Origin of the sequence: Vibrio maritimus, from assembly GCF_021441885.1 — a bacterium.
Lineage (GTDB): Bacteria > Pseudomonadota > Gammaproteobacteria > Enterobacterales > Vibrionaceae > Vibrio > Vibrio maritimus_B.
This window is the reverse complement of sequence record NZ_CP090438.1, coordinates 3,481,012-3,492,722: the sequence shown is the minus strand read 5'-3', so window position 1 is coordinate 3,492,722 and position 11,711 is coordinate 3,481,012. Positions and strand designations below refer to the sequence as shown.

At 46.7% G+C, this 11,711-nt stretch carries 8 protein-coding genes and 5 tRNA genes; 10 read left to right on the top strand and 3 right to left on the bottom strand.

The window, feature by feature from the left end; translation table 11 throughout:
• Window positions 1-10 precede the first annotated feature (10 nt).
• Window positions 11-1,117: an efflux RND transporter periplasmic adaptor subunit gene (locus tag LY387_RS16135; RefSeq protein WP_128648336.1), complete on the bottom strand. Its 1,107-nt coding sequence runs from the start codon at window positions 1,115-1,117 to the stop codon at window positions 11-13.
• 18 nt (window positions 1,118-1,135) lie between these two features.
• Window positions 1,136-1,717, bottom strand: coding sequence for a TetR/AcrR family transcriptional regulator (locus tag LY387_RS16130; protein ID WP_042477781.1), 582 nt, complete (start codon window positions 1,715-1,717; stop codon window positions 1,136-1,138).
• A 179-nt stretch (window positions 1,718-1,896) separates the two neighbouring features.
• Between LY387_RS16130 and rep the strand changes: the two genes are divergently transcribed.
• Window positions 1,897-3,915: a DNA helicase Rep gene (rep, locus tag LY387_RS16125; protein ID WP_234494829.1), complete on the top strand. Its 2,019-nt coding sequence runs from the start codon at window positions 1,897-1,899 to the stop codon at window positions 3,913-3,915.
• Between the two features lie 78 nt (window positions 3,916-3,993).
• Here rep and LY387_RS16120 read toward each other — a convergent pair whose 3' ends face one another.
• Entirely contained in the window at window positions 3,994-4,407 is a 414-nt protein-coding gene (locus LY387_RS16120; RefSeq protein WP_042477783.1) for a c-type cytochrome, read from the bottom strand.
• Window positions 4,408-4,703: 296 nt separating this feature from the next.
• Between LY387_RS16120 and LY387_RS16115 the strand changes: the two genes are divergently transcribed.
• The 9 genes from LY387_RS16115 (at window position 4,704) to LY387_RS16075 (ending at window position 11,610) form a co-directional block, all read left to right on the top strand.
• Window positions 4,704-4,780, top strand: a tRNA-Arg gene (locus LY387_RS16115).
• A 29-nt stretch (window positions 4,781-4,809) separates the two neighbouring features.
• Window positions 4,810-4,885 (top strand) — tRNA-His (locus tag LY387_RS16110).
• Between the two features lie 68 nt (window positions 4,886-4,953).
• Window positions 4,954-5,030, top strand: a tRNA-Pro gene (locus tag LY387_RS16105).
• 44 nt (window positions 5,031-5,074) lie between these two features.
• Window positions 5,075-5,150 (top strand) — tRNA-His (locus LY387_RS16100).
• A gap of 55 nt (window positions 5,151-5,205) precedes the next feature.
• Window positions 5,206-5,282 (top strand) — tRNA-Pro (locus LY387_RS16095).
• Between the two features lie 931 nt (window positions 5,283-6,213).
• Complete coding sequence (locus LY387_RS16090; RefSeq protein WP_112461466.1) at window positions 6,214-7,932, top strand: dipeptide ABC transporter ATP-binding protein; 1,719 nt, start codon at window positions 6,214-6,216, stop codon at window positions 7,930-7,932.
• Between the two features lie 85 nt (window positions 7,933-8,017).
• Window positions 8,018-9,571 (top strand): ABC transporter substrate-binding protein, encoded by a 1,554-nt coding sequence (locus tag LY387_RS16085; protein WP_234494826.1) that lies wholly within the window; start codon window positions 8,018-8,020, stop codon window positions 9,569-9,571.
• Window positions 9,572-9,688: 117 nt separating this feature from the next.
• Complete coding sequence (locus LY387_RS16080; RefSeq protein ID WP_042477785.1) at window positions 9,689-10,666, top strand: ABC transporter permease; 978 nt, start codon at window positions 9,689-9,691, stop codon at window positions 10,664-10,666.
• 2 nt (window positions 10,667-10,668) lie between these two features.
• Window positions 10,669-11,610 carry an ABC transporter permease gene (locus tag LY387_RS16075; protein WP_234494825.1) on the top strand — a complete coding sequence of 314 codons (942 nt, stop codon included), beginning with the start codon at window positions 10,669-10,671 and terminating at the stop codon, window positions 11,608-11,610.
• Window positions 11,611-11,711: the final 101 nt, after the last annotated feature.

Here is an 11,711-nt window from a genome sequence, read left to right as displayed (position 1 = left end):
TTGCCTCCAATTACAGCATCGGTGTCTCAGCTGGTGGGACAGTCGCATCGCTTTCCACCACTTTGACTTTCACGTCGTTACTTAGACGTACCTGACCAGAGGTAACGATAACGTCATCTGGGTTCACACCTTCTAGGATGTGGGCGATATCGCCAGTACGCTCGCCAACTTTAACGACTTGCTGCTTAACGCGTTTCTCACCATCAACATCAGTCACGACATATACGTTGTCGCCATATAACGTAAACGTGATCGCCGTTTGCGGTAGCGTCACTTGGTTCTCTAGCTTAGGCAGAATGATGTTAGCGCGAGCGAACATGCCGCTACGTAGCTTGCCATCGTTATTTGGAATATCCGCTTGCACTTGGATCAGGCCGCTTTGAATGCTTACCGCAGGCTCAATAGCCGAGATAGAGCCTTTAAATGGCTGATTTGGATACGCATCAACGAAGATATCGACATCTTGTCCAATAGAAATGCGAGAGAAATCGGTCTGAGGAACAGTAAAACGCAGCTTCATTAGACTAGTGTCTTCAAGGCGCACGATATCATCACTTGGTTGCAGATACTGACCAAGGAACACGTTACGGATACCAACGACACCAGAGAATGGTGCTTTGATTTCACGACGGTCGATCTGTGCTTTTAGGCTCTCGATGTCAGCCGATAGAGAGAAGTAGCTTGCTTCTGCATCATCGTATGCTTCGCGCGAGATAGAGCCTTTCTTGTAAAGACCTTGGTAGCGTTCATATTTCGCTTTCGCTGCAGGTAGACGTGCTTGTGAACTCTTAAGGTTCGCTTTTTCTACGTCTGAATCCAGAGATACAAGAAGCTGGTCTTTCTCAACCATTGAGCCTGAAGCAAATGAGATATTGCTGATCACGCCGCTGGTTTCTGAAGTCAGTGTGACACCTTGGTTAGGCTCAACAAAACCGATGGCTTCGATAACCGGTACCCAATCAACAGGTTGAACCGTGGTCACGGTGACTGGAAATTCAGGCTCAGGGCGATTTGCTAAATACTCAGCAATCTTCTGTTGCTTGAACAGGTTGAAACCTATCACACTGCCGAATAGCAGTATTGCGATAAGTAGCATGAAAAATGTCCACTTTTTCATTCTAACGAGAACTCCACATTAGTGTTTTATAATTGCATCCCAACTGGCTTCGATAGCTGATTCCAGCGCATCGTCATCCAGTTGATAGAGACCCAGAGCATGCTTACGCGCAAGCGAAACACTTGCTTCTAAGCTTAGTCCAGAAAGAATTTCATTATCGAGGTTTTTGAAAACCCCTTGTTTCTTTCCTTCGTTGAATAGGTTATCGACTTGGGCAAACATTTTTCGTTCTTGTTCCCGAGTGCTATAACAATTTTTCGAAGGAATTGAATCATATTGGGCGCGTGTCTTTAACGAATTGATATTCGATGCCGCCATTCGCCAAATATTTAGCCACATGGTCCTATACTGTTCCTTCAGTGGCTTGTCTGCATCCACGCCCGCTTGTACGGCTTTCGCCATACGCGCGACCACATACTGTCGCAACTCCTCCAACAAATGGTCTTTGTCGTCAAAGTAGCGATAGATGGTGCCTGCAGCGACGCCAGCCTCATTGGCTAGCTTCTGCATAGATACACCTTGAATGCCTACTTCGGCTACCATTTTTTGAGCCGCTTCAAGTATTTGTAGGCGTTTGTCGCTGGTATTTACAGTTGTCATGAGCCATCCAACCAATAACTGAATGAACGTTCATTCATTATAAAACAATTGACGTCTATTTGTGCAACTTATTTTTAATCAGAATTCTATAAAAGTTAAAAACTCCTACAGAGCGTGGCATTGTTATCGGTAGCAGTCTATTATGTGCGCGTTACAAGTCGTGAGTAGTGAGCACATTAATGAAGCTAAATCCGCAGCAAGATATGGCGGTGAAATACGTCTCTGGTCCATGCCTGGTTCTCGCTGGTGCAGGGTCAGGTAAAACCCGCGTGATTACTAATAAGATAGCCTACCTAGTTCAAAACTGCGGGTATAAGGCGAGAAATATCGCTGCGGTGACGTTCACCAACAAAGCCGCTCGGGAGATGAAAGAGCGTGTTGGTCAAACGCTTGGTAAGAATGAATCTAAAGGCTTGATGGTGTCGACCTTTCACACCATGGGGCTGAATATTATTCGTCGTGAGTATAAGGCGCTGGGCTTGAAAGCGGGCTTCTCTTTGTTTGATGATCAGGACCAGATGGCACTGCTCAAAGAGCTCACTGAAAAACAGCTTGATGGTGATAAGGACCTCCTCCGTTCGCTGCTCAGCTCTATTTCGAACTGGAAAAACGACATGCTCACACCAGAGCAGGTCAAAGGCAGTGCACGTTCAGAACAAGAACAACTGTTTGCGCACTGCTTTGAGATGTACCAAATCCAGATGAAAGCCTATAACGCGCTCGACTTTGATGACCTGATCGCGCTTCCTGTGATTTTGCTTAAGACCAATCAAGAAGTCCGTGAGCGTTGGCAGAAACGTATTCAGTATTTGCTGGTGGATGAGTATCAAGATACCAATACCAGTCAGTATGAACTTGTTAAACTGTTGGTCGGCGAACGGGCTCGATTTACCGTCGTGGGTGATGATGACCAATCTATCTACTCATGGCGTGGCGCGAAACCGCAGAACCTGGTATTGCTCAACAAAGACTTTCCAAACCTGAAAGCGGTGATGCTGGAGCAAAATTATCGCTCAACCAGCCGAATTTTGCGCGCTGCAAATATTCTGATTGCCAATAACCCGCACGTATTTGAGAAGTCGCTGTTCTCAGAGATCCCCGATGGTGAAAAGCTTAAAGTACTTAAAGCCAAAAACGAGGAGCATGAGGCAGAACGCGTCACCGGCGAACTTATTGCTCATCGATTTGTGAATCGAACTGAGTATCGTGACTATGCCATCTTATATAGAGGCAACCATCAGTCGCGCCTGATTGAAAAGGTATTGATGCAAAACCGTGTGCCTTACAAGATCTCAGGAGGCACGTCATTTTTTGCGCGCGCCGAGATCAAAGACATCATGGCGTATCTACGTGTGCTCGTGAACCCAGACGATGATAATGCTTTCTTGCGCATCGTAAACACGCCGCGTCGCGAAATTGGTCCTGCAACACTGGAGAAGCTGGGCAGTTATGCCAATATGCGAGGAAAAAGCTTGTTTGAGGCAAGCTTCGAGCTTGGGTTAGAGCAGCACCTTACCGGCCGCGGCCTTGAAAACTTGCGCCGCTTTACCCAATGGATCGTCGCTATCGCCGATAACGCAGAGCGCGGCAATACAGTAGAGGCTGTGCGAGCCTTGGTTCGTGATATCAACTATGAAGATTGGCTGTACGAAACGTCATCCAGCGCAAAAGCGGCTGAAATGCGCATGAAGAACGTCTCTGATCTTTATTCGTGGATTGTTGCTGATTTAGAGGGTGACAACTACGACAAAGAAGAGAAGACGCTCAAAGAAGTGGTTCAACGTCTAACCCTGCGCGACATGATGGAACGCGGTGAAGAAGATGATGACAGCGATGCGGTTCAATTGATGACGCTGCATGCCTCAAAGGGGTTGGAATTTCCTTATGTCTATTTGATAGGGTCAGAAGAGGGCATTTTGCCGCATCAAACCAGCATCGATGAGGACAATGTCGAAGAAGAACGCCGCTTGATGTATGTCGGCATCACTCGCGCGCAAAAGGAGCTGACCTTTACGATATGTAAGGAGCGCCGTCAGTTTGGTGAGCTAATCAAGCCTGAGCACAGCCGATTTCTCGATGAGCTGCCGTTTGATGATGTTGAATGGGAGCAAGCGAAAAAGCCGGTGTCAGCGGAAGAGCGCATGCAAAAAGGTCAGGCGCATATCGCCAATATTCGCGCGATGTTTAATAAGAAGTAACGCGAGATTGCACTGTGTATAAAGAAGGGGCTCACTAGATAGTGAGCCCCTTCTTTATACACAGTGCGTATTGCTGGATTACAGACCCGCGATCATGTGCTCGATAGCATCAATGATTTCTTGGTCAGAACAATCCATACAAGAGCCTTTCGCTGGCATCGCGTTAAAGCCGTTGATGGCGTGATCAGCCAACACGTCTTTGCCTTGCGCGATACGTGGTGCCCAGTCACCAGCGTCACCCGTTTTAGGAGCACCGCTGACACCAATAGAGTGACAAGCAGTACAGAAGGTATTGTAAACAGTGGCACCATCACGTGGACCAGTTGGCTCTGCAACAACAGGTTCGCTACCTGCTAAGTAAACGCCACCAACGGGTTTAATACGCTCTGCGATAGCGTCATATTCTTCTTGGCTCACATCCGCTGCAAAAGAGGCAGTAGAAAAAGTTAGTGCGGCGAACAACACAGTTAAGATTCGACGAGACATATCCATTAAACTCACTTTACTATCCAACAAGGTAGCAAGTCGCTGCTTGCTATTCATTTATACGATTTTATTCTGCTTGCTGATCTAACGGCTGTTAAATCAATGTAAACATTGGGTGATTATATCCTGTTAACTTGTTGCAATAAACCACAACTTTTCAGCTTCACGGGGTGAATCACATCGTAAAGCTAGTATTTTCTGTACCAAAGTGCTGAAAAAGCCAACAAACGAAAAAAAAAGTTAAAAAAGTACTTTACGGCATAGTGTGATATCCGTATTATTCCCATCCGCCGATAGGGCATGCGCCCGTAGCTCAGCTGGATAGAGCGTTGGCCTCCGGAGCCAAAGGTCGAAGGTTCGAATCCTTTCGGGCGTGCCATCCGGATATAATTATTGGCAAAAATAGTGGTGGCTATAGCTCAGTTGGTAGAGCCCTGGATTGTGATTCCGGTGGTCGCGAGTTCGAATCTCGTTAGCCACCCCATTATTTCGGTGACTTTTGTCTCCAGTTTTGATTTAATCGAAACGAAAGCGTTCTGAAAAGAACATTGTCGGTGAATAGCGCAGCTTGGTAGCGCATCTGGTTTGGGACCAGAGGGTCGGGGGTTCGAATCCCTCTTCACCGACCACTATTTCAGTTACTGTTGATGACAGTAACAAAACAAAATTTGTGGTGGCTATAGCTCAGTTGGTAGAGCCCTGGATTGTGATTCCGGTGGTCGCGAGTTCGAATCTCGTTAGCCACCCCATTTATTTTGGTAGCATTTGCTTCCCCTTACGAGTTGACTCGTAATAAAACATTGTCGGTGAATAGCGCAGCTTGGTAGCGCATCTGGTTTGGGACCAGAGGGTCGGGGGTTCGAATCCCTCTTCACCGACCACCATTCGAAAGCCTCGTCGAAAGACGAGGCTTTTTTCGTATATATGGTTTGCAGGTTTGAGGAAAACCCATACGAGTCGGAGGCTGGAAGGCCAGTCCCATGGAAGCCCAGTCGTCGAGTGTCGAACCAATCGAATCCCTTTTCACCGAACATCATTTGAAGCCTCCTCGTCATACGAGGTTCTTTCATCTACACGCTAGAAAAGCGCCAAGTTGAAAACCCGACATGATCTCCAAAACTATTTATCATTAGTTCATCTATCTAGTCACATATCATTTTGTTGTCCGATTAGCGGCATTTTCTCGTTGAATCGTGTTTTCCCTCTTTATAAATAGCCTGTTGTCTTATTGGAGCTTGGCTGAATAACATTTCTACGATTCTTGTCTGATAAGAAATGGTGTTTCACTCTAGCTAACTCCAGAATCCCAGAGTTTTGTCTATATTGCATGCCACAATCATGTTGCAATTTAATGTAGCGGAAAATGTTGCCTACTCTCGATCTTTGAGCGTTTCGCTTGTGAAGTGTGATTAAGATCTAGACTTTAGTTCTGCAAACGGCATTGTTACAAAACTTATGTTTCCATAGTGTTAAAATGATTGCGGAATAACTATTCGCACTGCTTTAGTCATTAATATGGCTAATATCGTGATGCATAGCGATTTATGATCGTTTTATAGTGCGTTTTATTGGTGCTACATCAAGTTTTTAGATGGGTACTCTCATTACTATATGTAGTTAATGTGCATAAATATTTATTTATACTGCTTTAGATTTGCTCAATTTCGAATTTTTATCCTATTTTTGTTGCTTTTCTGTGAAAGATTTGCCAAATTGATGCACTTGTAATTAGTCAGCAGAAAATGCTGCCTAAGAATGGATTCAATTTTTCAGACAGGGGCAGAAAACTGCCAAAGCAGTAGAGGTCTGGTAATGTCATTATTAGAAGTTAAAGATCTTCGTATCGAATACCCATCTCGCCATGGGGTACATGCCGCGGTTAAAAATTTGTCGTTCAATATTGAACGCGGCGAAATAGTTGGTGTTGTGGGTGAGTCTGGTGCAGGTAAATCGACCGTAGGTAATGCGGTGATCGATTTGCTATCACCTCCAGGGACTATCGCTGGTGGCGAAGTGTTCTTGGATGGAGAGAAAATCTCCGGTTTATCTCCTGAACAGATGCGAAAAGTTCGTGGCTCAAAAATCGGGTTTATTTTCCAAGACCCAATGACCTCACTTAATCCACTCTTCACGGTTGAGCAACAATTAAAAGAGACCATCCACGCCAATATGAAGGTGACGGATGAGCAAGCCTATGAGCGCTCGCTTAACCTAATGAAGCAAGTGGGCATTCCACAGCCTGAAAACCGTCTTAAGCAATACCCACACCAGTTCTCTGGTGGTATGCGTCAGCGTGTGGTTATCGCTATCGCGCTAGCGGGTGAACCTGACCTTATCATTGCCGACGAACCAACCACGGCACTCGATGTATCAATTCAAGATCAAATCCTAGGTTTGATTCGCGACCTGTGCATCAAGAATAACGTGGGTTGTATGCTAGTGACGCACGATATGGGTGTGGTTTCTAACGTGACTGACCGCGTGGCAGTTATGTATCGCGGTGACCTAGTTGAGTTTGGTGCGACGAAGAAAGTACTGGGCGACCCAGATCACCCATACACGCGCAGCCTAATCTCAGCGGTTCCTCGTTCAGACATGAAACTGGATCGCTTCCCACTGGTTAGTTACATCGAAGAAGCTCATGAAATGGAGCCGCTTGATGTGAAAAACCACTGGTTAGGTCAAAGCCAAGATCACCGTGATTACACAGGACCACTGCTTAACGTAGAGAACGTCAACCTGCGCTTTGTGACCAAAGATTCTTTGTTCGAAAGTCGTCGTGAGTACGTTCAGGCGTCGAACAACGTGAGCTTTGAGGTTCACGAAGGTGAGACATTTGGCCTAGTAGGTGAGTCGGGTTCAGGTAAATCTACTATTGCTCGAGTTATCGCAGGTCTGTACGCTCCAAATTCAGGTAAGGTGACGTTTGAGGGTATCGACTTAACCTCACTTAAGTCGGAGAAAGAGCGTCGTCCGATGCGTCGTCAGATGCAGATGGTGTTCCAAAACCCATACACCTCAATGAACCCGCGCATGAAGATCTACGACATCATAGCTGAGCCAATTCGTTTCCACAAACTGACCGCTAACGAGTCAGAAACTAAACAGATTGTTGAAGATCTGCTTGAGCACGTGGGTCTTGGCAAGATGGCGGGTGTGAAGTATCCACACGAGTTCTCTGGTGGTCAGCGTCAGCGTATCTCTATCGCTCGCGCACTGGCAACGCGTCCGCGTCTATTGATTTGTGATGAGCCGACATCAGCGCTTGATGTATCCGTTCAGGCGCAGATTTTGAACCTACTTAAAGACCTTCAGCAAGAGCTGAACCTCACCATGCTGTTCATCAGTCACGATTTGCCGGTTATCCGTCAGATGTGTGACCGAGTAGGGGTAATGCAAATGGGTACGCTACTGGAAGTAGCACCAACCGAGCAATTGTTTACCGACCCACAACACGAATACAGCAAGCAACTGATTTCCTTGATGCCTGAATTTACAGGTTTAAGAGAAGACGTAGTAAAAACGGCGTAAGCCAAATAAGTTCCTAATGGAAATATAAGCAGAAGCAAACACAACAAAAAGGGATCCGGATCCCCGCATGAAGGAGTTATGCACAATGAAAACCATGAAAAGTAAATTAGCAGTGGCTTTGATGGCAGCTGGCCTAAGCTTTAGCGCTGCAGCAGCAAACATCACCGTAGCATACGACGCTGACCCAGTAACGCTTGATCCACAAGAGCAGCTATCTGGCGGTGTGATGCAGCTTTCACACATGGTATTTGACCCACTAGTACGTTTTAACCAAGACATGGAATTTGAGCCTCGTTTGGCTGAGTCTTGGGAGCGTGTCGACAACGAAACTATGCGTTTCAACCTACGTAAAGGCGTTAAGTTCCACTCTGGTAACGAGCTAACGGCTGACGACGTAGTGTGGACATTTGCGCGTCTTAAGAAGTCTGCTGACTTCAAAGGTATCTTTGCGCCGCTAGTATCACTGACTAAAGTTGACGACTACACCATCGAAATCAAGACTGACGGTACTTACCCGCTAGTTGAGAACGTGGCAACGTACATCTTCCCAATGGACAGCAAGTTCTACTCTGGTACAACAGAAGACGGTAAAGACAAAGGCGAAATCGTTAAGCACGGTAACTCTTTTGCTTCTACTAACGTTTCTGGTACTGGCCCATTCACGGTTAAATCTCGTGAGCAAGGCATCAAGGTTGAGTTTGAGCGTAACCCTAACTACTGGGATACCGAATCAAAAGGTAACGTTGATAACCTAACACTTGTACCAATCAAAGAAGCGGCAACGCGTGTAGCAGCACTTCTTTCTGGCGATGTAGACATGATTGCTCCAGTAGCACCAAACGACTACAAGCGTGTGGATAGCGCGAGCAACATCAACCTATACACTATGCCAGGTACGCGTGTAATCACGTTCCAAATGAACCAAAACAGCAACGAAGCTCTAAAAGACGTTCGCGTTCGTCAAGCTATCGTTCACGCAATCAACAACGAAGGTATTGCTAAGAAGATCATGAAAGGTGCTGCGACACCTGCTGGTCAGCAAAGCCCAGTTGGTTATGCGGGTTACAACGAAGAGCTAGTACCACGCTACGACCTGAAGAAAGCGAAAGAGCTAATGAAGGAAGCGGGCTACGAGAACGGCTTTACGCTATCTATGATGGCGCCAAATAACCGTTACGTGAACGATGACAAGATTGCTCAAGCTGCGGCGGCAATGCTATCTAAGATCGGCATCAAGGTTGATCTGAAGACAATGCCTAAAGCGCAATACTGGCCAGAGTTTGATAAGTGTGCAGCAGACATGATGATGATCGGCTGGCACCCAGATACGGAAGATTCAGCGAACTTCACAGAGTTCCTAACGATGACTCGTAACGAAGATACTGGTCGTGGTCAGTACAACTGTGGTCACTACTCGAATCCAGAAGTGGACAAGATTGTTGAAGCGTCTAACTCTGAGACAGACCTAGCGAAGCGTAGCGCGATGCTTAAGCAAGTAGAAGCAACGCTTTACAATGAAGCGGCGTTTGTTCCTCTACACTGGCAAGATCCATCATGGGCAGCGAAGTCTAACGTTGAGATTGGCCCAATCATCAACGGCATGAACTTCCCATACTTTGGTGACCTAGTCGTTAAATAAGCGGCACTCTCTCGCTGAGTAAGCGACAGATAATCGCGCTCTGCTTTGTTCAGCGAGCAGAGCGCGTTTTTTAGGCTGAACGAATTTTTAATGTAATGGATACATAAGGGGCAAGGAATGTTTTCGTTTCTGGTCAAGCGCCTGTTTCAGGCACTGATAGTGATGTTTGTGATCAGTTTGGTGGCGTTTGCCATTCAGGATAACCTGGGCGACCCGTTGCGTGAACTTGTAGGTCAGTCGGTTTCAGAAGCAGAGCGTCAAGCGATGCGTGATGAAATGGGCCTCAACGATCCCTTCATTACGAAATACGCGCGTTTTCTTGGTAACGCGGTACAAGGTGATTTAGGCAACTCATACTTCTTCAAGCGTCCAGCGGTTGAAGTGATTGCGAGCAAACTAGTGGCGACGCTAGAGCTGGTATTTGGTGCCACGTTAATCATAATCTGTTTATCTATCCCTCTTGGGGTTTACTCTGCAATTAACCCGAAGAGTTTCTTTACCAAAGTCGTGATGGCAGGCAGCAGCATCGGTATCTCGATCCCTGTTTTCCTAACGGCAATCATGTTGATGTATGTCTTCTCTATCGAACTGGGTTGGTTCCCGTCCTATGGACGAGGTGAAACCGCGAACTGGTTTGGTTGGGACTCTGGCTTCCTAACGCTTGATGGTCTGGCACACTTGGTGCTGCCGTGTATCGCACTGGCTTCCATTATGTTGCCGCTGTTTATTCGTTTGGTGCGTGCAGAGATGCTAGAAGTGCTGAGCTCTGAGTACATCAAGTTTGGTAAGGCGAAAGGTCTAGCTCTACATAAGATCTACTACCAACACGCGCTTAAAAACACCATGCTACCTGTATTGACGGTAGGTGGCGTACAAATCGGTACTATGGTGGCGTACACCATCCTAACCGAAACCGTATTCCAGTGGCCTGGAACAGGCTTCCTTTTCCTAGAGGCAATCAACCGCGTAGATACGCCGCTTATCACCGCGTACGTTATCTTTGTAGGTCTTATCTTCGTTGTGACTAACACCATCGTCGACCTGCTATACGGCTTGATTAACCCAACAGTAAACCTAACTGGTAAAGGAGCATAACCATGACACAAGCAGTACAAGTCGTTCCTTCACGTTGGGAGCGTTTCAAACAATCGGATTTTCTGTATTACTTCAAGCGCGACAAAGTTGCGATGACGAGTTTCACTGTGTTTATGGTGATTCTAGTGATGTCGTTAGCGTCGCCGCTGATTGCACCGCATAACCCGTATGATCTCAGTACCATCGACATTATGGATGCCGAGCTGCCACCATCTTGGATGGAAGACGGCGACGCAACCTTCCCGCTGGGTACTGATGAGCAAGGTCGTGATATTCTGTCGACGATTCTTTACGGTTCTCGTCTATCGCTAACGATTGGCTTTGCGGCAGTCGGTCTTCAGCTATTTCTGGGTACCGTCATCGGTTTGTCTGCGGGCTACTTCGGCGGTCGTGTTGATAGCTTCCTGATGCGTTTTGCGGATGTTCAGCTGTCGTTCTCAACCATGATGGTAGCGATCATTGTCTCCGCTATCTTTAAGGCGAGCTTTGGTAGCGAGTTCTTCAGTCAATATGCGGTGCTGATGCTGGTGGTGATCATCGGTATTGCCGAATGGCCACAGTATGCACGTACCATTCGTGCTTCGGTACTGGCTGAGAAGAAGAAAGAGTACGTAGAAGCAGCACGTGTGATGGGCTTTAAAGCGCCTCGCATCATGTTCCGTCACATTCTTCCTAACTGTTTGTCGCCTATCTTGGTTATCTCAACAGTACAGGTGGCGAACGCGATCATGTCTGAAGCGGCGCTGTCATTCCTAGGTCTTGGCCTACCGGTTGACCAACCGTCGCTGGGTGCTCTTATCAGTATCGGCTTTAAGTACATCTTCTCTGGTGCTTGGTGGATCACGGCATTTCCTGGTCTGGTTCTGGTCACTTTAGTACTAGTAATCAACCTATTAGGTGACTGGTTGCGTGATGTATTTAACCCGAAAATCTACAAAGGGTGATCGAGAGTGATTGATTTTTAAACCCAATCCTCACTACACTAAGAGTCGCAAATCATTGCGGCTCTTTTTATTTGTGTCGCAAATTTCACAAGAAGTGTTCA

Bases quoted from the DNA above. Each gene is read 5' to 3' on its own strand.
- rep (WP_234494829.1), top strand. From the start codon at position 1,897: ATGAAGCTAAATCCGCAGCAAGATATGGCGGTGAAATACGTCTCTGGT.
- LY387_RS16120 (WP_042477783.1), bottom strand. From the start codon at position 4,407: ATGGATATGTCTCGTCGAATCTTAACTGTGTTGTTCGCCGCACTAACT.
- LY387_RS16090 (WP_112461466.1), top strand. From the start codon at position 6,214: ATGTCATTATTAGAAGTTAAAGATCTTCGTATCGAATACCCATCTCGC.
- LY387_RS16130 (WP_042477781.1), bottom strand. From the start codon at position 1,717: ATGACAACTGTAAATACCAGCGACAAACGCCTACAAATACTTGAAGCG.
- LY387_RS16075 (WP_234494825.1), top strand. From the start codon at position 10,669: ATGACACAAGCAGTACAAGTCGTTCCTTCACGTTGGGAGCGTTTCAAA.
- LY387_RS16135 (WP_128648336.1), bottom strand. From the start codon at position 1,117: ATGAAAAAGTGGACATTTTTCATGCTACTTATCGCAATACTGCTATTC.
- LY387_RS16080 (WP_042477785.1), top strand. From the start codon at position 9,689: ATGTTTTCGTTTCTGGTCAAGCGCCTGTTTCAGGCACTGATAGTGATG.
- LY387_RS16085 (WP_234494826.1), top strand. From the start codon at position 8,018: ATGAAAACCATGAAAAGTAAATTAGCAGTGGCTTTGATGGCAGCTGGC.